This window comes from Pseudoalteromonas sp. THAF3, from assembly GCF_009363775.1.
GTDB classification, from domain to species: domain Bacteria; phylum Pseudomonadota; class Gammaproteobacteria; order Enterobacterales; family Alteromonadaceae; genus Pseudoalteromonas; species Pseudoalteromonas ruthenica.
The window spans coordinates 1-26,912 of sequence record NZ_CP045418.1 but is presented as its reverse complement, the minus strand read 5'-3'; the positions used below and the strand labels follow the sequence as shown (position 1 = coordinate 26,912).

General features: G+C 46.6%; 25 protein-coding genes. 7 read left to right on the top strand and 18 right to left on the bottom strand.

What is annotated here, in order from left to right:
- The 3 genes from fmt to trkA are packed head-to-tail and all read left to right on the top strand — an operon-like array spanning position 1 to position 3,620.
- On the top strand, positions 1–960 hold the full coding sequence (gene fmt / locus FIU82_RS00125; RefSeq protein WP_022946915.1) for a methionyl-tRNA formyltransferase: 960 nt from the start codon (positions 1–3) through the stop codon (positions 958–960).
- Positions 953–2,236 carry a 16S rRNA (cytosine(967)-C(5))-methyltransferase RsmB gene (gene rsmB, locus FIU82_RS00120; RefSeq protein WP_152440059.1) on the top strand — a complete coding sequence of 428 codons (1,284 nt, stop codon included), beginning with the start codon at positions 953–955 and terminating at the stop codon, positions 2,234–2,236. Before fmt ends, rsmB begins: the two co-directional genes overlap by 8 nt.
- Before the next feature lie 7 nt (positions 2,237–2,243).
- On the top strand, positions 2,244–3,620 hold the full coding sequence (trkA, locus tag FIU82_RS00115; RefSeq protein ID WP_022946913.1) for a Trk system potassium transporter TrkA: 1,377 nt from the start codon (positions 2,244–2,246) through the stop codon (positions 3,618–3,620).
- A gap of 68 nt (positions 3,621–3,688) precedes the next feature.
- Here trkA and FIU82_RS00110 read toward each other — a convergent pair whose 3' ends face one another.
- From FIU82_RS00110 to FIU82_RS00060, 11 genes are all read right to left on the bottom strand, one after another.
- Entirely contained in the window at positions 3,689–3,904 is a 216-nt protein-coding gene (locus FIU82_RS00110) for a calmodulin (protein WP_152440058.1), read from the bottom strand.
- Positions 3,905–3,931: 27 nt separating this feature from the next.
- Positions 3,932–4,150 carry a calmodulin gene (locus FIU82_RS00105; RefSeq protein ID WP_022946911.1) on the bottom strand — a complete coding sequence of 73 codons (219 nt, stop codon included), beginning with the start codon at positions 4,148–4,150 and terminating at the stop codon, positions 3,932–3,934.
- Positions 4,151–4,196: 46 nt separating this feature from the next.
- Entirely contained in the window at positions 4,197–4,415 is a 219-nt protein-coding gene (locus FIU82_RS00100) for a calmodulin (protein ID WP_022946910.1), read from the bottom strand.
- Between the two features lie 35 nt (positions 4,416–4,450).
- Positions 4,451–4,663, bottom strand: coding sequence for a calmodulin (locus FIU82_RS00095; RefSeq protein ID WP_022946909.1), 213 nt, complete (start codon positions 4,661–4,663; stop codon positions 4,451–4,453).
- Positions 4,664–4,725: 62 nt separating this feature from the next.
- Positions 4,726–4,935 carry an EF-hand domain-containing protein gene (locus tag FIU82_RS00090; protein WP_022946908.1) on the bottom strand — a complete coding sequence of 70 codons (210 nt, stop codon included), beginning with the start codon at positions 4,933–4,935 and terminating at the stop codon, positions 4,726–4,728.
- A gap of 58 nt (positions 4,936–4,993) precedes the next feature.
- Entirely contained in the window at positions 4,994–5,203 is a 210-nt protein-coding gene (locus tag FIU82_RS00085; RefSeq protein ID WP_022946908.1) for an EF-hand domain-containing protein, read from the bottom strand.
- A gap of 58 nt (positions 5,204–5,261) precedes the next feature.
- Positions 5,262–5,471: an EF-hand domain-containing protein gene (locus tag FIU82_RS00080; protein WP_022946908.1), complete on the bottom strand. Its 210-nt coding sequence runs from the start codon at positions 5,469–5,471 to the stop codon at positions 5,262–5,264.
- 943 nt (positions 5,472–6,414) lie between these two features.
- The gene (locus FIU82_RS00075; RefSeq protein ID WP_022944859.1) at positions 6,415–7,866 is read right to left on the bottom strand and encodes a TrkH family potassium uptake protein; all 1,452 of its coding nucleotides are present in this window, start codon (positions 7,864–7,866) and stop codon (positions 6,415–6,417) included.
- Between the two features lie 39 nt (positions 7,867–7,905).
- Positions 7,906–8,520 (bottom strand): YigZ family protein, encoded by a 615-nt coding sequence (locus FIU82_RS00070; RefSeq protein ID WP_022944860.1) that lies wholly within the window; start codon positions 8,518–8,520, stop codon positions 7,906–7,908.
- A 59-nt stretch (positions 8,521–8,579) separates the two neighbouring features.
- Positions 8,580–9,902: a Xaa-Pro dipeptidase gene (gene pepQ, locus FIU82_RS00065; protein ID WP_152440057.1), complete on the bottom strand. Its 1,323-nt coding sequence runs from the start codon at positions 9,900–9,902 to the stop codon at positions 8,580–8,582.
- 60 nt (positions 9,903–9,962) lie between these two features.
- Complete coding sequence (locus FIU82_RS00060; protein WP_152440056.1) at positions 9,963–11,846, bottom strand: transglycosylase SLT domain-containing protein; 1,884 nt, start codon at positions 11,844–11,846, stop codon at positions 9,963–9,965.
- A gap of 301 nt (positions 11,847–12,147) precedes the next feature.
- Here FIU82_RS00060 and fadB point away from each other — a divergent pair, with 301 nt between their 5' ends.
- The 3 genes from fadB to tusA all read left to right on the top strand — a co-directional run bounded on the left by fadB (position 12,148) and on the right by tusA (position 15,824).
- The gene (fadB, locus tag FIU82_RS00055) at positions 12,148–14,310 is read left to right on the top strand and encodes a fatty acid oxidation complex subunit alpha FadB (RefSeq protein ID WP_152440055.1); all 2,163 of its coding nucleotides are present in this window, start codon (positions 12,148–12,150) and stop codon (positions 14,308–14,310) included.
- Between the two features lie 2 nt (positions 14,311–14,312).
- The gene (fadA, locus tag FIU82_RS00050) at positions 14,313–15,476 is read left to right on the top strand and encodes an acetyl-CoA C-acyltransferase FadA (protein WP_152440054.1); all 1,164 of its coding nucleotides are present in this window, start codon (positions 14,313–14,315) and stop codon (positions 15,474–15,476) included.
- A 108-nt stretch (positions 15,477–15,584) separates the two neighbouring features.
- Positions 15,585–15,824, top strand: a complete 240-nt coding sequence (gene tusA, locus FIU82_RS00045; protein WP_022944865.1) for a sulfurtransferase TusA — start codon at positions 15,585–15,587, stop codon at positions 15,822–15,824.
- Between the two features lie 3 nt (positions 15,825–15,827).
- On the opposite strand, the gene FIU82_RS00040 is transcribed toward tusA, so the two are convergent.
- From FIU82_RS00040 to glyQ, 3 genes are all read right to left on the bottom strand, one after another.
- The gene (locus tag FIU82_RS00040) at positions 15,828–16,280 is read right to left on the bottom strand and encodes a hypothetical protein (RefSeq protein ID WP_172972737.1); all 453 of its coding nucleotides are present in this window, start codon (positions 16,278–16,280) and stop codon (positions 15,828–15,830) included.
- Positions 16,281–16,389: 109 nt separating this feature from the next.
- On the bottom strand, positions 16,390–18,459 hold the full coding sequence (glyS, locus tag FIU82_RS00035) for a glycine--tRNA ligase subunit beta (protein WP_152440053.1): 2,070 nt from the start codon (positions 18,457–18,459) through the stop codon (positions 16,390–16,392).
- 8 nt (positions 18,460–18,467) lie between these two features.
- Positions 18,468–19,367, bottom strand: a complete 900-nt coding sequence (gene glyQ, locus FIU82_RS00030; protein ID WP_026111100.1) for a glycine--tRNA ligase subunit alpha — start codon at positions 19,365–19,367, stop codon at positions 18,468–18,470.
- A gap of 289 nt (positions 19,368–19,656) precedes the next feature.
- Here glyQ and FIU82_RS00025 point away from each other — a divergent pair, with 289 nt between their 5' ends.
- Complete coding sequence (locus FIU82_RS00025) at positions 19,657–20,796, top strand: S8 family serine peptidase (protein WP_152440052.1); 1,140 nt, start codon at positions 19,657–19,659, stop codon at positions 20,794–20,796.
- A gap of 77 nt (positions 20,797–20,873) precedes the next feature.
- Here FIU82_RS00025 and gyrB read toward each other — a convergent pair whose 3' ends face one another.
- Genes gyrB through dnaA form a run of 4 tightly spaced genes read right to left on the bottom strand, consistent with a single transcriptional unit; the run spans position 20,874 to position 26,912 of the window.
- Complete coding sequence (gene gyrB / locus FIU82_RS00020; RefSeq protein WP_152440051.1) at positions 20,874–23,291, bottom strand: DNA topoisomerase (ATP-hydrolyzing) subunit B; 2,418 nt, start codon at positions 23,289–23,291, stop codon at positions 20,874–20,876.
- 11 nt (positions 23,292–23,302) lie between these two features.
- Positions 23,303–24,394: a DNA replication/repair protein RecF gene (recF, locus tag FIU82_RS00015; RefSeq protein ID WP_152440050.1), complete on the bottom strand. Its 1,092-nt coding sequence runs from the start codon at positions 24,392–24,394 to the stop codon at positions 23,303–23,305.
- A gap of 3 nt (positions 24,395–24,397) precedes the next feature.
- Positions 24,398–25,501 (bottom strand): DNA polymerase III subunit beta, encoded by a 1,104-nt coding sequence (gene dnaN / locus FIU82_RS00010; RefSeq protein ID WP_022944872.1) that lies wholly within the window; start codon positions 25,499–25,501, stop codon positions 24,398–24,400.
- Positions 25,502–25,511: 10 nt separating this feature from the next.
- Positions 25,512–26,912: a chromosomal replication initiator protein DnaA gene (gene dnaA / locus FIU82_RS00005; RefSeq protein ID WP_026111101.1), complete on the bottom strand. Its 1,401-nt coding sequence runs from the start codon at positions 26,910–26,912 to the stop codon at positions 25,512–25,514.

Here is a 26,912-nt window from a genome sequence, read left to right as displayed (position 1 = left end):
GTGACTCAAGCTCTTCGCATCGTATTTGCCGGTACGCCGGATTTTGCCGCCCGCCATTTGCAGGCACTTATTGACTCAGAACATGAGGTGGTTGGCGTGTACAGCCAGCCTGATCGCCCCGCAGGTAGAGGAAAAAAGCTCAAGGCCAGTGAGGTAAAAACGCTTGCTTTAGAGCATAACTTACCTGTTTATCAGCCAACTTCTCTAAAAGACGAGCAGGCACAGCAGCAACTTGCAGAGCTAAACGCCGACGTTATGGTGGTAGTTGCGTACGGGTTATTATTGCCAAAAGCGATTTTAACAACCCCCAGATTAGGTTGCCTCAATGTCCACGGCTCCATTTTACCTCGCTGGCGAGGCGCAGCCCCTATTCAGCGCGCTATCTGGGCTGGCGATAAGGAAACGGGCATCACTATTATGCAAATGGATGAAGGTCTTGATACTGGCGATATGCTGAGTATTGCTCGTTGCCCTATTGCAGCTGATGAAACCTCAGCTTCATTGTACGCCAAGCTTGCGCAGTTAGGCCCTTCAGCGTTAATTGATACCTTAGCCAAGCTCTCTACCATAGAGCCAGAACCCCAAGACGATGCTCAAGCAAACTACGCAAAAAAATTATCAAAAGAAGAGGCGGAGTTAGACTGGCAGCTTGATGCCGAGCAATTAGCTCGCAACGTGAGGGCCTTTAACCCATGGCCTATTTGTTTTACCAAGATGCAAGGCAATACCGTCAAGGTATGGCAAGCCGACGTTGTTACCGAGCAAGGTGCACCAGGGCAAATATTGCGGGCCGATAAAAACGGTATCGTGGTCGCCTGCACCAACCATGCTCTGTGCATTACCGAGCTTCAACCTCCAGGTAAAAAACCCATGTCCGCCCAAGACTTTTTAAACGGTCGAGCCGATTGGGTCAGTGTAGGTAGCACCTTGGCACATATTGCAGGCGAAACCCATGAGTAATGTTCGCGCCCAAGCGGCGCACACACTTTATCACGTCGTCGATCGCGGGGTTTCTCTCTCGGCAGCTCTGCCCCGCTACGGCCGGGACCTCAATCCAAAAGATAAGGCCTTGATGCAGCAAATCTGTTATGGCGTCTTACGCTACCTGCCAAGCCTAGAATTTTATTGTCAGCAACTGCTGGATGAGCCCCTCAAAGGTAAACGTCGTGTCTATCAGTTTTTACTCTATGTTGGCCTGTATCAATTAATACATATGCGTGTTCCCGAGCATGCCGCAGTGGGTGAAACCGTTAATGCACTCAAAGCGATGCGCGCACCAGGTCTGAAGGGCCTAGTTAACGCCGTATTACGCAATTTTCAGCGCCAACGCGATGAGCTCGAAGCCGCAGCAACACAGATCGATGCTTGTAAATATAATCACCCAGGCTGGTTATTAAAAAAACTTAAGCGCGACTACCCAGAACATTGGCACACCATTGTTGCCCAAAACCAGGCGCAAGCGCCCATGTGGTTACGCGTGAATCAACGTCAGTATACTTGCGAGCAATATGCGCACCTGCTCAGCAAACAAGGTATCGAGTACAGTCAATTTGCCGATTACCAAGACGCAATAAAGCTTAAAAAAGCAGTGGATGTGCAGAAACTACCAGAATTTTTCGCAGGGGCAAGCTCTGTCCAAGATGCAGCTGCTCAGCAAGCCGCGAGGCTGCTTGGCGCACAAGATGGTGAATATGTGCTCGACGCCTGCGCCGCGCCGGGCGGCAAAACCTGCCACATACTTGAGTTGGCCAATGCAAAAGTGATGGCACTTGACTGTGATGCTGAACGCCTAGACAAAGTGCGCGCTAACTTACAGCGATTACATCTTGATGCCGAACTTGTTTGCGCCCAAGCACAAGACACTGAGTCATGGTGGCAAGGTCAGCAATTTGATCGCATTTTATTGGATGTTCCCTGCTCAGCAACAGGGGTGATACGCCGTCATCCTGATATTAAATGGTTAAGACGACACTCTGATATTGACGAGCTCGCTAAGCTACAGGGACAAATCCTTGATGCTATTTGGCCATTATTGAAGCCGGGCGGGACTTTACTTTATGCCACTTGTTCGGTGCTATCAGAAGAAAATCAAGAGCAGATGAAAGCCTTCTTCACACGCCATAGTGATGCTCAGCATAGCCCACTGCACGAGCAAGACTCTATAGCTCAACCAGGGTGGCAATTATTACCTGGCGACACCGATGGCTTCTATTACGCAAAAATAATAAAACAGTGATATAGCAATGAAAATTATCATCTTAGGCGCGGGGCAAGTCGGCGGAACACTGGCAGAAAACCTTGTCGGCGAGCAGAACGAAATCACCGTTGTCGACATTGATGGCGATCGCTTGCGCGAGCTACAGGACAAATATGACCTGCAAGGGGTCACTGGGCACAGTGCTCACCCCGATATTTTGCGTAAGGCCGGCGCTGAAGATGCTGATATGATTATTGCCGTCACCAGCTCCGATGAAGTCAACATGGTGGCCTGCCAAGTGGCCTACAGTATTTTTAATACACCCACCAAGATTGCCCGTATTCGCTCGGAGCAATACCTGCGCTATCGTCAGCAGTTGTTCCATAATGACGATTTGCCAGTGGATCACTATATCGCTCCTGAGCAACTTGTTACCAAGTACATCCGTCGCCTCATTGATTACCCAGGGGCCTTACAAGTGCTGCAATTTGCCGATGGCAAGTTGTCTCTGGTCGCAGTCAAAGCCTACTATGGCGGTTTACTCGTTGGTTATGCGCTATCAGCATTGAAAGAGCACATTCCCAATGTAGAGACTCGTGTTGCTGCAATTTACCGCCAAGGCAAGGCTATCAAACCCTTGGGCACCACAGTGATCGAAGCCGACGATGAGATCTTTTTTATTGCCGCAACCAAGCATATTCGTGCGGTAATGAGTGAACTGCAAAAGCTTGAGCGTTCTTATAAGAAGATCATGATCGCCGGTGGCGGTAACATTGGTGCTGGCTTGGCCCGCTCGTTGGAAAAAAACCATAGCGTTAAGCTGCTGGAGCGTAACCCACAACGAGCTGAGCAACTATCTGAAATGCTCGATGATACTGTGGTTTTTTGTGGTGATGCGTCTGATCAGGAGCTGCTATCAGAAGAGCATATTGAGCAAGTCGATGTATTCATTGCGGTGACCAATGACGACGAAGCCAATATTATGTCAGCGATGTTGGCAAAACGTATGGGGGCGCAAAAAACCATGGTGCTCATTCAACGTGGCGCCTATGTCGACTTGGTGCAAGGCGGCGAAATTGACATCGCTATTTCACCACAGCAAGCGACCATTTCAGCCCTGCTGACTCACGTAAGACGCGGTGACATCGTCAATGTTTACTCGTTACGTAAAGGCGCGGCAGAGGCAATTGAAGCCGTAGCCCATGGTGATGAGAACACCTCTAAAGTGGTAGGCAGAGCTATCTCTGAAATTAAACTACCTGCAGGGACGACTATTGGCGCTATCGTGCGCAATGATGACGTACTGATAGCCCATGATGATACAGTGATCCAAAGTGGTGACCATGTCATTATGTTCTTGATAGATAAAAAACACATTCATGTGGTTGAGAAGCTCTTCCAGGTCAGCGCAATGTTTCTGTAAAACATAAAAAAGCAGCCTTAGTGGGTGGACTAAGACTGCTTTTGCGTTGCTCTAATGGGTTTGGGTATTTACTCAGCGTGAGCAAATTCTTCCTTAGATAGCTCGCCATTTCCATCAATATCAAGCTCATCAAATTTAGTTAGAATCGCTGCATCTGCACTTGCCTCTTCCTTGCTGATGCTGCCATTACCGTCGACATCCAATGTATCAAAAGTAGAACCTGCGATAGCTGTTGCAGAAGAAGCCAAAATCGCCATAGCAAGTAGTGTGTTAATCGTTTTCATCACGCTCTCCTCTTAGTTGGCGTTAAATTACTCAGCTTTTGCGAATTCTTTTTCGCTCAGCTCACCGTCTTTATTGGCGTCCAAATCCTTGAACTGCTGCATTAGTTCCGGATACTTAGACGCTTCTTCCATGCTGATAGCGCCATTGCTATCTACGTCTACACTGTTAAAGTCCATATCCAATGCGAATGCTGATGATGCGCTTACTAAACCTACGATAGCGACTGCTTTTGTTGAATTTTTCATAATGTATCCTCTTTACTGTGTGGTGTTGTCCGGTGTTGCGCAGTCGTTACTGCGCTTTAGCAAATTCTTGCTCAGATAACTCACCGTTCATGTCAGTATCCAAGTCTTTAAATTGACTCATAAGCTCAGGATACTTAGACGCCTCTTCCATGCTGATAGCGCCGTTGCCGTCGGCATCAATAGTGTTGAAATCTGCATCCAATGCGAAAGCTGAAGATGCGCCTACAAGTGCCATTAATGCGACTGTGTGTTTCATGGTTTTCATAACTTGCTCCTTACCTTGTTTGGTAAATAATTAGGTTACTCGGCTTTTTCGAACTCTGCTTTTGAGAGCTCACCGTTGCCATCTGTATCGAGTTGATCGAACTGCTCCATTAGAGCGGCATCGACAGAGGCCTCTTGAACACTGATAGCGCCATTGCCGTCGGCATCAAGTGCGTTAAAATCTGCTGCAAATACAGCGCTTGATGCAGCTAAAGTGACAAATGCGATTGTTGACGTCATACCTTTCATAACAAATCCCTCTTAACGGAAATAAAGTGCGTGAGAAAGAGCGAATAGCGCTCAAATAGTGCTTAAGCTTGCTCGAACTCTTCTTTTGAAAGCTCACCGTTACCATCGGTATCTAGCTTGTCGAAGTGTTTGCTAAGCTCTGCATCCACTGCTGCTTCTTGCTTGCTGATAGCGCCATTGCCGTCTGCATCTAAAGTTGAGAAATCTGCTGCAAATGCTGCGCTTGAAGCTGCTAAAGTGATAAGTGCTAAAGTTGAAGTCATGCGTTTCATAATAAGTATCCTTCTGGACTGAAAACTAAAATCTGAAATTGAGGTTTAAACTAAGCGCTTAAGCTTGTTCAAACTCTTCTTTTGACAGCTCACCGTTACCATCGGTATCTAGCTTGTCGAAGTGTTTGCTAAGCTCTGCATCCACTGCTGCTTCTTGCTTGCTGATAGCGCCATTGCCGTCTGCATCTAAAGTTGAGAAATCTGCTGCAAATGCTGCGCTTGAAGCTGCTAAAGTGATAAGTGCTAAAGTTGAAGTCATGCGTTTCATAATAAGTATCCTTCTGGACTGAAAACTAAAATCTGAAATTGAGGTTTAAACTAAGCGCTTAAGCTTGTTCAAACTCTTCTTTTGACAGCTCACCGTTACCATCGGTATCTAGTTTGTCGAAGTGCTTGCTAAGCTCTGCATCCACTGCTGCTTCTTGCTTGCTGATAGCGCCATTGCCGTCTGCATCTAAAGTAGAGAAATCTGCTGCAAACGCTGCGCTTGAAGCTGCTAAAGTGATAAGTGCTAAAGTTGAAGTCATGCGTTTCATAATCAATATCCTTCTTTACTTGTTGAAATCTGTGTCAGTAACGTTCTGTGCTAACTGCTACTGCGTTTTAAACTCACCCTGACTATTACAAGTCCGGTGCCAACATTAAAAAAGCACTATTTATCATGGAGATATATGTAAATCAGGGGAGCTAAGGGCCGTTACACTATGTTTTTCTGTTGCTCTTTTGCGACAAAGTTCAGGCTTAAAATATAATATCTATATTTTTCAAAAGGTTATTTTGCAACTTCTTACCTTGAATTCAGCCGATTACCTGCTTGGATTGCGCTGAAGGTGACTTTTAACTGAATGAAAGTGTAATGCCATCATTTTCATAAATTATTTTTTATGTTTATTTCTATAAAATTCAATGACTTAAAATTTAAGTAACTATTTGTAAGGGGATTTTGATTGATCCCCGACTGCACACCAAGCGCTGTGTTGCTTTTTAGCAACAACGTATCTTTGGTTCAGTAAAGAGATGGAATTTAGGACAAAAAGAAATACAGAAGAGATAAAAAAAATTGAGTGCCTACGCCAGGCATCCACGCCTTAACGCCACTCAACGAGTGACGTTAAGTCACTGCCACGCGATAGAAAAGGGATAGCATGGTGGCAGGAATTCATCCTGAAGCGACGCCCGGCTCAGGCATCCACGCCTTCGCGTTCTGACCTCAACGAGTGACGTTAAGTCACTGCCACGAGATAGAAAAGGGAGAGCATGGTGGCAGGAATTCATCCTGAAGCGACGCCCGGCTCAGGCATCCACGCCTTCGCGTTCGGCCCTCAACGAATGACGTTAAGTCACTGTCACGCGATAGAAAAGGGATAGCATGGTGGCAGGAATTCATCCTGAAGCGACGCTCGGCTCAGGCATCCACGCCTTCGCGTTCGGCCCTCAACGAGTGACGTTAAGTCACTCGCTGTCGCAAGCGACCGTGCCTCACCCACGCCAGAATGTTGGGGTAAACAGCACGAGGAGAGTAAATATCTCTAACCGGCCAAAGACCATTGCCAATGTCAGGATCCACTTTGCGCTATCACTAATGTCACCATAGTGAGCGGCTACTTCACCCAAGCCTGGACCCAGGTTATTAAGGCAGGCGGCGGTCGCCGAGAAGGCAGTGATATTATCTAGCCCCGTCCCCATCAAGCTGATCATAATAATTACAAACACCAAGGCATAGGCAGAGAAAAAGCCCCATACCGCCTCCACAACCTTATCTGGCAGGGCTTTACGACCTAACTTAATCGAATAGATGGCGCGCGGGTGGACCAAGCGGTTAAGCTCCCGGATACCTTGTAAGTACAACAAAAACACCCTCACTACTTTCATTCCCCCGCCTGTGGAGCCCGCACAGCCACCAATGAAACTGGAAAAGATCAGCAGCATAGGTAGAAACAGCGGCCAAGCAGAGAAGTTATCGGTCGCAAAACCGGCGGTGGTACTGATGGAAACGGCCTGAAACATCGCCTGGTCGAGCGTTTCATCACCATTAGCGTAAATGTTATTAGAGGAAAGCACTGCGAAACAGATAATGATGAGTGCCACTTGAATCAGAAAAAACGCTTTAAACTCAGGGTCACGCAAATAAACTTTGCCACTACGACTGGCCACCGCTGCGTAGTGCAGTGAAAAGTTGATTGCCGCAATTAGCAAAAACACCACACAGATCAGGTTAATCACGGGGCTATCAAAGTGCCCCATCGACGCATCATAGGTAGAGAAACCACCAATGGCTATGGTTGAAAAGGCATGACAAATCGCATCAAACCAATTCATTCCCGCAACCCAATAAGCCAGCGTGCAAGTTAAGGTAAGCGACACATAGATATACCACAGGTGTTTTGCCGTATCGGCAATTCGTGGTGTCATTTTTGAATCTTTCACCGGCCCTGGCGTCTCAGCACGGTACAGCTGCATCCCACCCACGCCAAGCATAGGGAGCACGGCAACGGCAAGTACAATGATCCCCATACCGCCCAGCCATTGTAATTGCTGGCGATAGAAAAGCACCGATTTAGGTAAATATTCTATGCCTGTAAGTACAGTCGCACCGGTAGTGGTCAGCCCAGAAAACGCCTCAAATACGGCGTCTGCCATTGATAACTTGGGTGCATCTAGAAAAATCAGCGGTAAAGATGCGAACGAGCCCAGCACCAGCCAAAACAACACCACAATTAAAAAGCCTTCCCGAGCCTTTAAATCTCCATGCTCATTACGGTTGGGGTAGTAGGCAATTAAGCCAGCAATGACGCTAAAGACAAAAGCGAGAATAAAAGGTAAGCCGCCGCCATCTTTGTATATTAGTGAGACCAAGGCTGGCGGCACCATAGTGATGCTGAATAACGCCACCAGCTGGCCCAGTATTTTTATTATCGTGCGGTATTGCATCTAGCGCATCGCCGTGACTTTTGTTTGCATGTTATTGTCTTACTGTTTTATTTTTAACTCAACAGTACCGTGGCTTAAATCAAAGATATCTTTTATCGCTGCATCGCTTTGGCGCTCATCAATACATATCTGCCAACGAATGGCGCTACCATATTGCTTCTCAATATCAAGGACTTGGTAGTGAGTTTGCAACCTTTGCTCTATGACTCCCTGTAGAGCATAGTCACTGTCGCCAATGAGTACCACACTAGGCACCTTAACCTGGGTAACTAGTTGCGCCAGCGCGTTATTAAGCGTACCGCCATAGGCACGAACCAACCCACCGGTCCCAAGCTTAATACCACCGAAGTAACGCGTTGTCACAGCACAAATTTCGCCAAGGCCACTGCCTTGGAGCACATTCAGCATTGGTTTGCCAGCAGTCCCATTGGGCTCACCATCATCAGAAAAGCCATACACATGGCTGCCTCCTGGAGCCCCTGCTACATGAGCCCAGCAGTTATGGCGGGCATCGGGGTAACGGCGATTAATATCGGCGATAAAGTCCTTCGCCGCACTAATATCCGGCGTGTGCGCCACATGCACAATAAAAGTGCTCTTTTTGATTTCTTCTTCGTAACTTAAGGGCTCACTAGGGTATGAGTATTCAGACATAACGGCAGGATCATTGATAGAAAACTGCGGAGCACTTAGGCCCCGCAGTGAATGGGTGGTTAATCGAGCTCTAGCTCGCGAGTCATATTCTCAAGGCTGTCTTCGTGAACAATGATATTGTCCTCAATACGAATACCACCGAAAGGCTTAAGCTCTGCGACCTTGTCCCAATTAATATGCTGATTATTATCTGTCGCTGCTAAATCACCGAGCAAGGAATCAATAAAGTACAACCCAGGTTCAATGGTAAATACTTGATTCGCTTCAATCTTACGCGTGCAACGCAGGAATGGGTGACCTTCAGGCGGCTCTTGGTGTGCGCCCTGCTCGTCAGCCATAAAACCACCCACATCATGTACTTGTAAACCAATATGATGGCCTAAACCATGTGGGAAGAACGTTGAGGTAATGCCTTTGGCAACAATCTCACCGGCCGATAAGTTAACGATGTTAAAGTCACTCAGTGTTTGCGCCACACGTTGGTGACAATCAAGGTGTAACTCACCATATAACTTGCCAGGCGCCAACTGGTTACATAGTGCAATTTGGTGCTGCTTCATGGTGGCAACAAGCTCAGCAAATTCCCCTTCACCAGTAAAGTCATAGGTTCGAGTAATATCGGCTGCGTAACCATTGAAGTTGGCGCCAGCGTCAATCAAAAAAGAACGATGGGTAGCAGGAGCAACACGATCAAAGTGCGTGTAGTGCAAAATGGCGCAGTTTTCATTTAGCGCCACAATGTTGCCGTAAGGCGTGTCATTTTCGCTGTGTTGCGTCGCTAACAGGTAGGCTTGTTGAATTTCAAATTCGGACTTGCCTTGAAAAAACGCATCTCGCGCAGCTTTGTGACCTTGTACAGCGATTTTATTCGCCTCACGCATACAAGCAAGTTCGTACTGCGTTTTGTAGGCACGGTGGTAATGATAAAAGTTCATTACCGGCTCCGGATTCATCAGCTCAAAACCCAAAGCTTGAGCGACTTCCAGGTATTCACCAATATATGCAAATCGCGCCTTATCATAGGGTAGTAACTTTTCTACCTGATCCGGTTTCACCAGCAGTTCAATATCAAAGTAGTCAGCCCAATACTCATTCGGCTCATCGGGGACCTTGTGCCAAAAGTCCACAGGGCGATAGAAAATCAACTTTGGCTTATCAGTGCCATTCGCGACAATCCAGCAATGTGGGTTATCTATCACTGGCAACCAGGCCTTAAATTGTGGATTCACCTTAAACGGGTAGTACATATCGTCTAAGAACTGGCGCTTCGCTTGGCCAGAATGGAAAACAACGCCGTCTAGGTTTTCGCGTTCGATAATTTCGCGCGTGCGCTTTTGCAAGGTTGCAATATGTTCAGCGTATAACACCGCTAATTTATTCATGTATCACCCACTTTGCTAAATATTATTAACTGCAGTCTATCACAGCCGCCAGCTGTGCGGCTAACCACCTATGCGCATATCAAGAATAGACGCTAGGATGTTTTCGTTTTTGCCTTGTTTAGTAAGGTATACTTGCCGATAAGCAAATACATTTTTGACATAGTCGCGCGTTTCCCGATACGGGATCAATTCAATCCACAGCTCCGCAGGCATAGCTTGATCCGGTAACCATTTACGTACACGGTGATAACCCGCATTGTAAGACGCTGTTGCTAGCACTTGGTTGCCATTAGTTTTACCCTCTAAATACTTGAGGTACTTGGTGCCCAAATTGATATTAGTGCTGGGCTCGTACAAACGCCGTGAAGACACGGTACTACGATTAATGTACTTCGCGGTGCTAGGAAGAAGCTGCATTAAGCCCCGGGCGTTGGCCCGAGAGCGAGCATCCGGAGCAAAAGAGCTCTCACGCCGAGCAATCGCAATACTCCAATCCATATCCACCTTGTTGCGGCGGCTATAGCGCTTAAATAAGTCGGTGAATGCATCAGGGAAGCGTAAATCCACGTAATCCCAAGCCTTTATACGCGCTAATGTAAAGATGGTACTGTCATGCCAGCCTTGTTCACCGGCTAATACCGAAGCCGCTAGTTTCTCCGCTTCACTTGACGTATCTATTAGGTAATTCCATTCCCTGCGCGCGCTGGTGTAGCGCTTCAGTTCATGCAAACGTTTGGCGCGCTTGAAGCCTGGCGCCTGAGCCACCTTTTCCTTCAACCCAGGCGGCAACATCAACTGTTTACTATTGAGGTTAACCGGTTGGTCCAAGCGTGCGGCGGCAAGAAAGCCATAATAGTCTCGTTGTTGTGCCAGCGGCAGCCATATATCTTGGGCCTCTTGTGCCCGCCCTTGACGAAAATAGCTGTATGCGAGCCAATATTTATGGCCATTGCTGAGGTTGGTTTTATTAGTGAAGTAAGCTGATATCCCTGGCCAATCTTGCTCTCTGAGCATATTTGCCAGATGCCACTGCATTAGCTTTTTATCATGGCCCGCATCGGGCACTTTATTTAACCAAAATTTCGCTTCATCATGTTGTTTTACCGCCAATGCATAAGCAAAAGCATAGTTAATTTCCTGACGTTGCTCGTCGGTAAAAGTGAACATGTTATCGAGTTTGGTCCATGCTCGAATCGCTAGTTCCGGATCTCGCCATACCAAACGCTTAACGCCATAATGGGCAATTTCCGCTTCTTTGCTGCTTTTGTTTTTGAACCGGTACAAACCTGCTGCAGCACTGGGGTCTTTGCGCACCGCAGAATATAAATCAGCTAAATAACGCTCATTATTCGGTAGCAACGTTTTCAGGTAGCGCAGCAAGTGGTGTTCGCCCTCTCGTGCTGCCAACCCTACCCGTTGCCATACCCGTTGTGGAGTTTGCATCCCAGCATCACGCCACTTAGCGAATAAGGAGTCACACTGTTTCGGTTGAGATTGCCCAACCACCCAGAGAGCAGCAACTTGCGCTAATATTGCTCGCTCAGGGGCGCCTAGTTGCAATTGAAAATCTAGGTACTGGCACTTTAACTGCGCGTCGCTTGTGGGTTGGTAGTTAGCAACAAAGTCGGCTTTTCGCCCTCTTTTAGCTAGGTAGTTAAGCCAGGCTCGACGCACCGGCCACTCGAGGGGAGTATTTTGGTACACGCTCAAAAAGCGCTCTATTTCTGTTTGATATTTTAACTGCGGATGGCGTTTATAAAAGGCCATCTCTACATAAGGCTTAAGAGGGTGATCGAGTTGGCTATTGAGGCGCTTAAACTCTTTATAGTTGCCTGACCAGGCCACCTTTTCCGCCTCTAAAAAATCGTCATTGTCACTGGCTAAAGAAGCACTGGAGGCGTGCAGTAGGGATGCAGCCAGTAACACATGTATAAATCGTTTCATGATAATCCTACGTTTTATCGCGCGAAACACAGGTAACGGAATAACACTAAAAATGCTCAAAAAGGCACGTTACCATTATTGGTTCAACGAACCATCTTAACTGTACTACATTAATGGATGAGTTTTGACCTTTAGTAACCGCATCTATACGTGTTTTGGTCGCATCTCGTATCAGCGTTAATTTTTAACCGAATGTAAATTTTAGCCGGAAATTTTCATTGCATTTTCGGATTAAAGACGCGACACTGATCGAAAACCCAACTCATCGTACCAGTTTCACATGAAACAAAGGGAGATACCCATGATATTTCAGAGCGATTCCTTTGTAGTCTCTTTTATAAAGGACCAAATTGCTGAGTTTAAGTTCACTGTACCTGGTTCAGTGAATAAACTATCTCAACAAACCTTAAACGACTGCTTAGAGGCCATCAAAGAATTACGTCAACGTGACGATATTAAAGGCATGGTATTTACCAGCGATAAAGATCACTTCATCGTTGGTGCTGATATTTTTGAATTCCTACCCACTTTCCAAAGACCAGAGCAAGAGCTTGTAAGCTGGATTAAAAACGCAACCGATGTGTTTGATGCTTTAGAAGACTTACCTTTCCCTACTATCAGTGCCATCAATGGCATGGCTCTTGGCGGTGGCTGTGAGTGGGTTCTGGCGACCGATTTCCGTGTTGGTAGCAGCAAAGCTAAAATCGGTTTACCTGAGACCAAACTGGGTATTATGCCTGGCTTTGGTGGCACCGTGCGTTTACCTCGTATCATCGGTGCAGACAATGCCATGACTTGGATCACTACGGGTCAGGAAAACCGCGCCAATGATGCACTAAAAGTGGGTGCACTTGATGCTGTGGTTGCTGATGACGCGCTTGTTGATGCATGTATCAACATGCTGGAGCAAGCCATTGCGGGTAAGCTTGATTGGCAAAAGCGCCGCGCAACGAAACAAGCGCCATTGAAAATGAATAAGGTAGAGCAAGGCATGAGCTTTGCCATGGCCGAAGGCATGGTTATGGGCAAAACTAAAGGCCACTACCCAGCGCCAGTGCTTGCAGTGAAAACCATTAAAGAAGCCGCAAATATGAGTCGCGACGAAGCCATGGCAGTAGAAAATGCCAACTTCGCCAAGCTGGCTAAAACCAATGAAGCTGCTGCGCTAACCGGTATTTTCTTGAACGATCAGTTCATTAAAGGCAAAGCTAAAAAGCAAGCCAAGGGTAGTAGTGTCACCATCAACCAAGCTGCGGTACTAGGTGCAGGCATTATGGGCGGCGGTATTGCTTACCAGTCAGCCTACAAAGGCACACCTATTGTCATGAAAGACATTAACCAAGATGCTCTCGACTTAGGTATGGGCGAGGCAGCAAAGCTACTTGGTAAAAAAGTAAAACGCGGCCATATGAACATGGATAAGATGGTCGGCGTACTAGGAAAAATCAAACCGACTCTCAACGATGCGGATGTGCAAAGTGCTGATATCGTAGTTGAAGCCGTGGTTGAGAATCCGAAGGTGAAAAAAGCGGTATTAAGCGACCTTGAGAAAACCTTAGGTGACAATGCTGTACTGACATCAAATACGTCGACTATTCGTATTGATGAACTTGCCACAGCGCTAGAGAAACCTGAAAAATTCTGCGGTATGCACTTTTTCAACCCCGTTCCAAAGATGCCTTTGGTAGAAGTGATTCGTGGCGAGAAAACCTCAGAAGATACCGTTAACGCTGTAGTCGATTATGCCCTTAAGCTAGGTAAGTCGCCCATCGTTGTGAATGACTGCCCTGGGTTTTTCGTAAACCGTGTGCTATTCCCCTACTTTGCTGGCTTCAGCAAAATGGTCAGCGAAGGAATCAGCTTCGCAAAAATCGATAAAGTCATGGAAAATGTCTTTGGTTGGCCGATGGGGCCCGCCTACCTACTAGACGTGGTGGGTATTGATACCGCCTTCCATTGCACTGGCGTGATGGCTGAAGGCTTCCCTGAGCGTATGGCTCGCCAAGAGAAAGATCCGGTCGCCGTGTTTGCAGAAGCTAAACGCTACGGTCAGAAAAATGGCAACGGCTTCTACAGCTATGCCCCTGATCGCCGTGGCCGTTTGAAGAAGAGCCATGATGACGAGGCATTAAAGTTACTATCAACGCTGAGCGACAGTGAGAAAGACGTTGATAAGCAGGAAATGATCGACCGCTGTATGGTGCCGATGATCAACGAAGTACTGCTTTGCCTACAAGAAAACATCATTGCTTCACCACAAGAAGCAGACATGGCGTTGGTATATGGTATTGGCTTCCCGCCGTTCAGAGGCGGTGTATTCCGCTATTTAGACCAAGTCGGCCTGGCTAACTTTGTAGCAACTGCCGATAAGTACGCACACCTTGGTGCGATTTACCAAGTATCTGACCAAACACGTCAATGGGCCGAGCAAGGCCGCGTGTTTTATCAAGTGGAGGGACAATAATCATGAATAATGTTGTCATCGTTGATTGTATTCGTACACCTATGGGCCGCTCAAAAAATGGCGTATTCCGCCACAAGCGTGCTGAGGACCTTAGTGCCCACTTGATGAAAGGCCTATTAGAGCGCAACCCTGCTGTGGATCCTGCGTCAATAGACGACATCTACTGGGGTTGCGTACAGCAAACCTTAGAACAAGGCTTTAACGTCGGCCGTAACGCCGCACTGTTGGCGGGTATTCCACACACAGTGCCAGCAGTCACTGTAAACCGATTATGCGGCTCATCAATGCAAGCGTTGCATGATGCGGCACGCGCAATTATGACCGGTGCTGGCGATACTTACCTTATCGGGGGTGTGGAGCATATGAGCCATGTACCAATGACCCATGGTAATGATTTCCACCCAGGGCTCGCTACTTCTGTAGCTCAAGCCGCAGGTGTGATGGGACTAACAGCTGAATATCTTGCCACCTTGCACGGTATTAGCCGCGAGCAACAGGACCAGTTCGGCGCTCGCTCACACCAACGCGCTCATGCAGCCACAGTAGAGGGTCGCTTTAAAAGCGAGATCCTACCGATGGAAGGCCATGATGAAAGTGGTGCATTGACCTTGGTTGAAGATGATGAAGTTATTCGTCCAGAAACCACCGTCGAGGGTTTATCTCAGCTTCGTCCTGTATTTAACCCGGCCTCGGGTAGCGTCACTGCAGGCACATCTTCAGCGTTGTCTGACGGTGCTTCTGCCATGTTGGTTATGAGTGAAGAAAAAGCTAAAGAGCTAGGCTTGCCAATTCGTGCTCGTGTTAAGTCAATGGCGGTCGCCGGCTGCGATCCATCAATCATGGGTTATGGTCCGGTCCCTGCGACTAAGAAGGCATTGGCGCAGGCAGGCATCAGCATTGATGATATTGACGTTGCTGAGCTTAATGAAGCATTCGCAGCGCAGTCTTTACCAGTGCTTAAAGACTTAGGTCTACTGGATAAGGTCGATGAAAAAGTGAATCTAAATGGCGGTGCAATTGCACTTGGGCATCCATTGGGTTGCTCTGGTTCACGGATCAGCACCACGCTTATCAATATTATGGAAGATAAGGACGCTAAATACGGCCTTGCAACCATGTGTATTGGTTTAGGCCAAGGTATTGCTACGGTGTTCGAACGTCCATAGCCACATCAGCTTGGTGACAAAAAGGCGGGTTAAGCATTATTGCTCCCGCCTTTTTTCTTATCTAAAGTTTGGGTAAACTAGCGCTTTTATTCTAAGGCAACGACACCAATGAACTTTGACCAAGCTGACCATGTTCTTGACGCCATGGGCCTACGTTGCCCCGAACCGGTGATGATGGTGCGCGGCACCGTGCGCAAAATGCGCCAAGGCGAGACCCTGCTAATCACCGCTGATGACCCTTCAACGACTCGTGATATTCCCAGTTTTTGTCGTTTTATGGACCACACCTTGGTGGCCCAGAAAACCGAGCAAGCCCCGTATCAGTATTTGATCAGAAAAGGCCAGTAGGCCTTATTCAAACACTTGGTTGACTGTTACCAAGGGCTTTTTAAAGCGAGAGAAATTGATAGACACTTTGTACCAACCTTTCTCCTCTGGCGTAAAGCTAAAATAGTTGTATACGCTGTTGCAGTCTGCCTGAACTGGTAGGCCAAGCTCTAACGTTTTATCGAGCGCTTCGTCAAGATAACCGCAATTATAACCAGTACTCCACTGGGCATCGGCTATTTTGAACTCATAGGCCTTCCCCGGCGTAGAGAAGCGAATTTTGGTCTCATAGATGGCTGGCGCCACTCGTTGCATTTGATACTCTGGCTGTGCATCCCACAACGAGAAATCGCCACGCAAGAATAACGGCTTTTTCACTTCCTCAGCAGGCACGATATCATCGATAGTCACTGAGCTTGAGCAAGCCCCCAATAGTAAGGCTGAAACGAGTAACGGAATTTGCTTTGTCATTATTATTTGTTTCCACTTTAAGCGCACTTTTCTCCAGTCTAAGAAATTAGTGCAAAGGCTTCAATAAAAAAGCCAGCTTAATGCTGGCTTTTACTATCACTATGAAAAATACTCACTATTTCTGTAAAACAGAAATGTCAGCAACTTGCAGAAACAGCGATTGTAATTGTGACAATAGCGCCAAGCGATTGTTCTTAACGGCATCATCGTCAGCCATCACCATTACGTTATCGAAAAAGGCATCAACACTTTGACGTATATTCGCCAATTCACTTAATGCCTGCTGATAATCGCCCTGTTCGTACAATGGCGATAATTTCGCTTGATAGGCTGCTACTTGCTCAGCCAAAGTCTGCTCGGCAGGCTCTTGAAGTAACGCTTTATCAATGGCACCGACTTCCTTGATGTCATTTTTGCTGAGGATATTACCCACTCGTTTATTTGCCGCTGCCAGCGCTTCTGCAGGCTCTAAGCTACGGAAATGGCTTACCGCCTTTACACGCAGGTCGAAATCAAGGGGTTTAGAAGGTCGACGCGCCAACACAGCCTGGATTACATCAACGGCAATACCCTGCTCTTGATACCAAGTACGGAAACGCCCTAGGAGGAAATCAAATACATCCTCAGCGACATTGCTGTTACTGAGCTTATCAGCAAACAGTTGCTGTGCTTTGGCAATAATATCAAGCACATCTAAAGGTAGTTGCTTCTCTACCATGATCCGAAGCGCACCAATTGCTGCACGACGCAGGGCAAATGGGTCCTTGTCACCTTTCGGAGCTTGGCCGATACCAAAAATACCCACTAAGGTGTCGAACTTATCTGCCAGAGCCACAGCACAAGCGATAGTGCTATGTGGTAATTCATCCCCAGAGAAACGCGGCATATATTGCTCGTTCATGGCATTGGCGACATCTTCATGCTCACCGTCATGACGTGCATAATGCATCCCCATCACGCCTTGAACATCAGTGAACTCCATCACCATCTCTGTCATGAGGTCGGTTTTACTTAACAAACCGGCCCGCTCTGCTAAAGCTTTATCGGCACTCAATTGCTCTGCAATGTAGCCTGATAGCGCGCTAATTCGCTCTGATTTATCTTTCAGGGTACCTAGTTGTTTTTGGAACAACACGGAATCAAGAGACGCTAAGCGGCTTTCCAATGTTTTCTTTTTATCTGCCTCATAAAAGAACTGTGCATCAGCTAAACGTGGGCGCACTACTTTCTCATTTCCAGAGATCACTACACTTGGGTCTTTGCTCTCAATATTGGAAACAAACAAAAACTTATTAATAAGCTTGCCATTGCTATCAAGCAGCGGGAAGTATTTTTGGTCGTCTTTCATGGTGTAGATCAGTGCTTCATCTGGCACATCCAAGAACTCTTCTTCAAAAGAGGCGGTTAACGTCACCGGCCATTCAACCAGCGAGGTCACTTCTTCTAACAGTTCTTCATCCATCGCGACCTGGGCACCCACTTTTGCTGCAGCGGCATCAATTTGATTACGGATCATCGCTTTGCGCGCCTCGTAATCCGCGACAACGTAGGCTTCCTTCAGCTTAACTAGCGCCTCATCGGCGTGATGAATCGCGACTTTCTCTGGGTGATGGAAGCGATGCCCCTGAAGCTCGTTACCGATCGCTTTACCAAGAATTTCACCTTGAACTAAGCTTGCACCGTAGAAAATGGTCGCGGTGTGTACCGGGCGAATAAACTGAGTCTTGTTAGCTCCCCAACGCATAGGTTTAGGGATAGGTAGTTTAGTTAATGCCTTAGCTACGGCGTCTACAATCAGCTCTTGTACCGCTTGACCAGGAACATTGGCCTTGTGTAGTAACCACTCGCCTTTATCGGTGGTATGGCGCTCCGCATCACTGACTTCAATACCACAGCCACGAGCCCAACCCAATGCCGCTTTGGTTGGGTTGCCATCGGCGTCAAACGCAGCTTTGACTGCTGGGCCACGCTTCTCGACCACTTTGTCTTGTTGTTTTTCGTCCAGTTGCAACACCATCAACCCCAACCGGCGAGGCGATGCATACCACTGCACACCTTGGTGCCCGAGAGTAAGCTCGTCCAGTTGTGCGGTTAATGCATCAGCAAAGGCTTCTGCAAGTGTGCGCAGTGATTTCGGTGGTAACTCTTCAGTACCAATTTCAACTAAAAGATTCTGTTGTAACATAGGTATTCTTAATCCTTACACAGCGGGAATCCGAGCGCTTCACGCGCCGCGTAGTAACTTTCTGCACAGGCTTTAGATAAGGCTCTAACGCGCAGAATATAACGTTGTCTCTCTGTCACTGAGATAGCGTGACGTGCATCGAGAAGGTTGAATGCGTGCGATGCCTTCATCACTTGCTCATAAGCTGGTAGTGGCAACTCTGCTTCTATGAGTTTTTGACTTTCCTTTTCGCACTGGTCGAATTGCTTAAATAGCGCATCAACGTCGGCATGTTCGAAATTGTATTTCGACTGCTCTACTTCGTTTTGGTGGAAAACATCACCATAGGTTACTTTGCCCATCGGGCCGTCAGCCCACACGAGGTCGTAAATACTGTCCACACCTTGAATATACATGGCTAAACGCTCTAGACCATAGGTGATTTCGCCGGTTACTGGCGCACACTCAAGCCCCCCTACTTGCTGGAAATAGGTGAACTGCGTGACTTCCATGCCATTTAGCCACACTTCCCATCCTAATCCCCAAGCACCCAGAGTTGGCGATTCCCAGTTGTCTTCAACAAAACGGACTTCATGCTTAAGTGTGTCAATTCCCAATGCAGCGAGTGAGCCCAAGTATAGGTCTTGGATATTGTCCGGAGACGGCTTTAAAACTACCTGAAATTGATAGTAATGCTGTAGGCGGTTAGGGTTTTCACCATAGCGGCCATCGGTAGGACGGCGGCAAGGCTGCACATACGCACTCGACATTGGCTCTGGGCCAACGGCTTTTAAAAAGGTGAGTGGATGAAACGTGCCTGCGCCCACTTCTAGATCAAAAGGCTGTGCAATAACACAGCCCTGCTGTGCCCAGTAATCCTGTAACGCTAGGATAAGGCCCTGAAAGGTTTGTAAGTCGTATTTTTGCATAATGAGGTTAGATTCTGCTGCTTTGAGTGCGGTTTTATTGCTCACAGTATACCTGCTGCCACGCTGTGTTTTAAGCAGTTTCTTTTACAGTGGCTCTGTAGCTAACAGCCCCTTCCTTTCACATTCATAATCTATTCATTTAAACGTCACTGAATTATTTCTTCTCACCTAGTTCATTATTCGTATTTTTAATTCTTCTTTATTGCATTATCAGCAAAGTAGTCTAACTTTGTTAAATTAGTGTTAACCGCACTTTGACCAATAAAATATAACTAAGATAGGATTCGAAATGAAAAAGACACTTTTAGCCACAGCGGTATTCGCTGCATCCACCGGTATAGCCACTGCACAAAGCGCCCCTAGTTTTACTGGCATGGCGGCACAGATGGAGATCGATAATACCTGTATTATCCGTTTTAATGACTCGGTTTCTCGCTTTGATGTCGAAGGTAAAGCACGCGGTATGTTGACTAAGGCACAAGCTCAAGCCAAGCACCTATATAAAAATGCGATCAAAGGTATGGCTGTTAATATGAGCTGCGCTAAAGCGAAAACGGTATTTGCAAACGAGTCCGATGTGATGCGCTTCACCGAAGATGGCATTGCCTATGCCTCACCAGCAAAAAAAGGTAAGCCCGGTGGCGGCGGCAGTCAATCTCAACAAACGCCTTGGAGCGTCACGCGTGTTGGAGGTCCAGTGGATGGTTCCGGCTATACCGCTTGGGTACTCGATACCGGTATTGACTTAGACCATGCTGATCTCAACGTTGATGCTAACCGTGGCTTTACCGCTTTTACTAAAGGGCGTGACGCAGACATGGATGATGGCAATGGTCATGGTACTCATGTCGCCGGCACTATCGCTGCTCTTAATAACGGTATCGATGTCGTTGGTGTTGCAGCAGGTGCTGATGTGGTCCCTGTAAAAGTACTCGATTCTCGCGGTTCTGGCAGCTGGTCTGGGGTACTAGCAGGTATTGATCATGTCGCCGCTAATGCCTCACCAGGCGACTGTGCAAATATGAGTTTAGGCGGAGGCTTCAATCAGGAACTTAACGATGCGGTCGAAAATGCCGCACAACAATCGGGAGCCTTTTTTGTAGTGGCCGCAGGCAATGAAAGCCAAGATGCCAATAATGTCTCTCCAGCGAGCGCCTCCCATAACCGGGTTTATACTATTTCAGCAACAGATAGCAGCGACCGCTTTGCTAGTTTCAGTAACTTTGGCAACCCACCTATCGATTATGCCGCACCTGGAGTCGGTATTCTTTCCACACGCCAAGGGGGTGGCACTACCACAATGTCTGGCACATCAATGGCTTCACCAGCGGCGTGCGCGGTGATCATGATGAGCAATGGTAATCCAGGCACAGACGGATCGGCGTTGAACGATCCAGATGGCAATGCCGATGATATTATCCATCTTTAATATTAAGTATTAAATCAAAAAAAAGCCCTTACATGTTTGTGTAAGGGCTTTTAGTTATACGTTATTAAGCTTTATTTCTACACATCTAGATTCACAACACGAAGTGCGTTTTGCTCGATAAAGTCACGGCGCGGCTCTACTTGGTCACCCATTAGAGTTGCAAACAATTGGTCTGCCGCTATAGCGTCCTCAATGGTCACTTTAAGCATACGGCGAGCACTAGGATCCATCGTCGTTTCCCACAGCTGTTCAGGGTTCATCTCACCCAGTCCTTTGTAGCGCTGGGTGTATAGGCCACGCTTAGAATCGGCAATTAACCACTCTAGTGCTTCAACAAAGCTGCTCACTGGCTGCGTTTTCTCCCCGCGTTGAACATAAGCGCCTTCTTGCATCAGGTCTGTGATTTTTTCACCTGTAACACTAATACGCTGATAGTCTTTGGAGGTTAAGAAATCGTGGTTCAGTACATAGACTTTATCAACCCCGTGCTGACGAATATTGATCAGCGGATAATAGAGTTTACGCTCTTCGTCGAATTGCGTGTGTGCGCTGAAAATAGCCGCATCTTCATCCTTAGCAATTAAATCTTCTACCAGTGTTTTCGTCCATGCTAACACTTTCTCTTCATTATCAAGCTCAGACTCACTAATACGAGGTTGGTAGATTAAGCTGTTCATCATTGAAGATGGGTACTTTCTCGATAAACGTTCAATAACTTTTTCGGTACTCTGATAATCGCGAACTAGGTTTTCTAGCGCGTTATCTTGAATGGCACTTGCTCCCTCACTGGTATACAGTGCGGCACCGTTTAGTGCGAGAGAAGTTAAGTACTCAACGAGTGCATTATCATCTTTGATGTACCGCTCTTGCTTACCTTTTTTAATTTTGTACAGCGGTGGTTGAGCAATATAAACATAGCCACGCTCAATAATTTCTGGCATTTGACGATAAAAGAAAGTCAGTAGCAGAGTACGGATGTGCGAGCCATCAACGTCAGCATCGGTCATGATAATGATACGGTGATAGCGAAGCTTTTCAGGGTCGTATTCATCACGGCCAATACCACAACCTAACGCCGTAATGAGCGTAGCCACCTCTTGCGAGCTAAGCATTTTATCAAAACGGGCTTTTTCAACGTTTAGGATTTTACCCTTTAGTGGCAAGATAGCTTGGTTTTTACGGTTACGCCCCTGCTTAGCAGAGCCACCCGCTGAGTCACCCTCCACTATGTAAAGTTCAGATTCCGCAGGGTCTTTCTCTTGGCAATCAGCGAGCTTACCAGGTAGGCCGGCTAAATCCATGGCTCCTTTACGACGCGTCATTTCACGCGCTTTACGCGCTGCTTCACGCGCACGTGCGGCGTCAATTATTTTACTGACAACGACTTTCGCATCACTTGGGTTCTCAAGTAAGAATTCACCTAACTTTTCGGCCATTGCTTGCTCAACAGCAGATTTCACTTCGCTGGAAACAAGTTTATCTTTGGTCTGCGATGAGAACTTAGGATCTGGCACTTTAACGCTAACAACTGCGGTTAAACCTTCACGGGCATCATCGCCACTGGTCGACGCATTGGCTTTTTTGTTAAGGCCTTCTTTTTCCATATAACCATTCAATGTACGGGTAAGCGCTGCACGGAAACCGGCTAAGTGCGTTCCACCATCACGTTGAGGAATATTATTGGTAAAGCAGAAAATACTTTCTTGGAAGCCATCGTTCCACTGCATCGATACTTCAACGCTGATGCCATCTTCACGCTCATGGGTGAAGTGGAAAACATTTTGATGAACTGGTGTTTTCTTGCGGTTCAAGTATTCAACGAAAGCTTGTATACCACCTTCATATTTAAAGTGGTCGCGCTTATCTTCCTCGCGCTCATCGGTCAAGATGATAGATACGCCAGAGTTCAGGAATGATAATTCCCGTAAGCGTTTAGCTAAAATATCGTAATGGAAGTTAATATCGCTGAATGTTTCTGAGCTCGGCCAGAAGCGAATTTCTGTGCCTGAGGTTTCCGAATCACCAATCACAGAAAGCGGCGCATCAGGCTCACCCATAGTGTAGGTTTGCTTATGTAATTTACCTTCGCGGCGAATTTCTAGCGCTAGCTTTTCTGATAATGCGTTAACAACCGAAACACCTACACCATGCAGACCACCGGATACCTTGTATGAGTTATCATCAAATTTACCACCGGCGTGTAGTACGGTCATGATAACCTCAGCCGCTGAGACTCCTTCCTCTTCATGGATTTCAGTTGGGATACCACGACCATTGTCGCGAACTGATACTGAGCCATCGGTGTGGATAGTTACGAAGATGTCGTCACAGTATCCTGCTAGTGCCTCATCGATTGAGTTATCGACAACTTCGAAAACCATATGGTGTAAACCGGTGCCATCATCGGTATCACCAATGTACATTCCTGGCCGTTTTCGTACTGCATCTAATCCTTTCAGTACTTTAATACTTGATGAATCGTAATTTTCAGACATGGTGTTTCCATCTATCTTGTTATTAGTTTGCCATGTTTCACGTGGAACAAAGCTTCAGTTCTATCCAAAGCTTCTAACACGGCAGAGACACTTTCGGACTCAATTGTCGTTATAAATATTTGCGCTTGGCAATGGGATAATAATTGGCCCACCTTGCGCTTTGTATCTTCACTGAGCTCCGAGGGTAAGTCGTCTATTAGCAACAGTGACTGCTTCCCGGTCTCTTTTTCAATTAAGCTATTTTGCGCTACTTTAAGCGCATATAAAAGCAGTTTTAGCTGTCCTCTTGAAAAGACATGCTCTGCTGCACCCACATCGGTTTTTATCGTTACATCCGCCTTGTGGGGCCCTCTCGATGTATATCCACGTGCAAGGTCGCGTTCGAAGTTTTCTGACAGTACATCAGCGAGTGAATCTGACTGTTTCCACCCGCAATGGAACTCGATTTTCAGGCCTTGCATCAATTCAAGTTCAGCACACAGTCTATCAAAAAAATGCGCTTTAAACCTCTCAATATAAGATTCTCTTAGCGCGGTAATATGCTGCGCCAAACGGACAAATTCTTTGTCCCATACAGCAAGTTGAAGCTTGATATCTCGAGGTCTTTGCTTGAGTAAAGCATTACGTTGCTTAAGTATACGGTTAAAGTTTTGCCACGCATTTAAAAACTCATGTTCCACGTGGAACACACCCAAATCAATAAATGCCCGTCGCTCCTTCGGTCCTCCAAAGAAGAAAGAGTAACTTTCAGGTGTGATAACTTGCACAGGCAATACCTGGGCTAAATCTGATATACGTCGGCTTGCTTTTCCCTGAATACGGACTTGGGTCTCACCCTGTACATTTTTACTTATCCCCATAGGGATGGTGAGATTATTACTGTGCTTTTTTGCGTGCAGAGTAAATTTTTGCGCCCCATGACGAATCACGTTGCGATACTTGTTGGTACGAAAAGAACGTCCATGGGAAAGGAAGTATATGGCTTCGAGAAAACTAGTCTTGCCGCTGCCATTCTCCCCGTAGATGATATTTATGTCTTGGGGAGATAAAGAAACAGCCTCAACATTTCGAAAATCATTGAGGCTGAGAGAAGTAATGCTCATTATCTATAGACGCATAGGCATAACAACGTAGAGCGCTTCACTATCACCTGTCGCTTCCATCAGCGCACTACTATTCGAATCGGCAAGCGTAATTGTAACGTCTTCAGTTTTTACCGTGTTTAGAACATCCAGCAAATAAGAAACATTAAATCCGATTTCTAACTCATCACCTTGATACATAACCTCGACAACTTCTTCAGCCTGTTCTTGCTCTGGGTTATTGGCACTGACTTTTAATAAGCCATTACTCAAATTTAAGCGCACACCACGAAACTTTTCATTAGACAAGATAGACACTCGGTGCAGAGCATTACGTAGCCACTCCCGATTTGCAGTAATAATCTTGTCACCCCCACGAGGTAAAACGCGGCGATAATCAGGGAAGCGTCCATCAACTAATTTACTAGTAAATGTAAACTCTGCGTCGCTAATTCGAATATGATTGGCACCAAACTGAATAGTCACAGGATTATCATCTGCCGGCATTAACCGCATGATTTCTTGCACGCCCTTGCGTGGCACTATAAGTTGGCGCTGCGAATTAAGCGATTGAGGTAATTTTTTAAACGCTAATGCGAGGCGATGGCCATCGGTGGCAACGGTTTTTATTTCATCATTTTCTAATTCAAACGACATACCATTAAGGTAATAACGAACATCCTGATTCGCCATGGAAAAGTGGGTATTCTCGAGTAGCTTTCTCAGCTCCATACGGCTTAGCTGAAACTCAACCTCACCATCCCACTGTTCTAAATTAGGAAAGTCTTCGGCCGCCAACGACAATAGCGCAAAACGACTTTTACCACTGGTCAGTACCACCTGATGCTCTTGCGAGTTTAAATTGATATCACTGCCATCTGGCAAGCTTTTACAGATATCTAAGAGCTTTTTAGCTGGCAAAGTAATCTTGGTATCGGCAGTGGGCTTCTCCAAAGTGACCGAGGCAACAAGCTCTATCTCAAGGTCTGTCCCAGTCATATAAAGTTGACCATCACGCACCTCTAGCAATACATTTGAAAGAATTGGCAGGGTATGTTTTCTCTCAATAGCACCAGACACTTGCATGAGTGGTTTTAAAAACTGATCTCTAGCGATAGTAATTTGCATAAGGCTGACCTTAAGATGACAAAGTTCTTATTAGATTTTGATAGTCTTCTTTCACTTCGTGATTTTCTTCACGCAGTGATTTAACCTTGCGGCATGCATGCAGCACGGTTGTGTGATCACGCCCACCAAAGGCATCGCCTATTTCTGGCAGGCTGTGATTGGTTAATTCTTTAGATAGCGCCATGGCCACTTGTCGTGGACGAGCTACAGAGCGGCTGCGGCGTTTAGATAGTAAATCTGATACGCGAATTCGATAATACTCTGCCACTGTGCGTTGAATGTTATCGATAGTCACCAACTTATCTTGCAAAGCGAGTAGATCGCGCAATGCTTCTTTAACAAAGTCGATTGAAATTGGTCGTCCAGTAAAGTTTGCGTTAGCGATGACCCGGTTAAGTGCGCCTTCCAACTCACGCACATTTGAGCGCAGTTTCTTCGCAATAAAGAAGGCCACTTCATGGGGTAAATTAATCTTACTTTGCTGCGCTTTTTTCATCAAAATAGCGACCCGAGTTTCTAACTCCGGTGGCTCAATCGCAATAGTTAAGCCCCAGCCAAAACGTGATTTAAGACGGTCTTCAACGCCTTCTATTTCTTTTGGGTATCTATCAGAAGTCAGAATAATTTGCTGGTTACCTTCTAACAGCGCATTAAAGGTATGAAAGAACTCTTCTTGAGAGCGCTCTTTATTAGCAAAAAACTGAATATCATCAATAAGTAAGGCATCAACACTGCGGTAATAGCGCTTGAACTCTTCAATGGCATTATTTTGCAAAGCTTTGACCATATCTTGCACGAAGCGCTCGGAATGCATATAAACGATTTTAGCGTTTTCTTTTTTAGCTAAAATACCGTTACCCACCGCGTGCAGTAAGTGCGTCTTACCCAAGCCTGTGCCACCATAAATGAAGACAGGGTTAAATGCCGAACCTGGGTTATCGGCCACCTGTGTGGCTGCAGCTTTAGCTAATTGGTTTGACTTACCTTCAACAAAATTGTCGAAGGTATAATTTTCTTTGATATTCGATTTGTACTGTGACTTGGGCGCCGGTTCTACGGCGGCAGGTGCCTGCGCACTTTGGGTGACCGCAGGAGCGCTGCTAGCACTCGCTGCCTGGGTATTATTGGTATTACTACTGGGGGCGGGCGTGTTACCGTTGAGTATCGGTTTGCTGCCCACGTCAAATCGCAATTCAGGAGCTTCGTCACCACATATTTCAACTAATAGTTCATTGATCCGATTAAGGTACTTTTCGCGAACCCAATCAAGCACAAAACGGTTAGGCGCATAAATAGTTAAAGTGTCGTCTGTACTTTCAGCTTGGAGCGGGCGCACCCACATACTAAATTGTTGCGACGGTAGTTCATCCTGCAACACATATAAACAACTTTGCCAAACTGACAGATACAC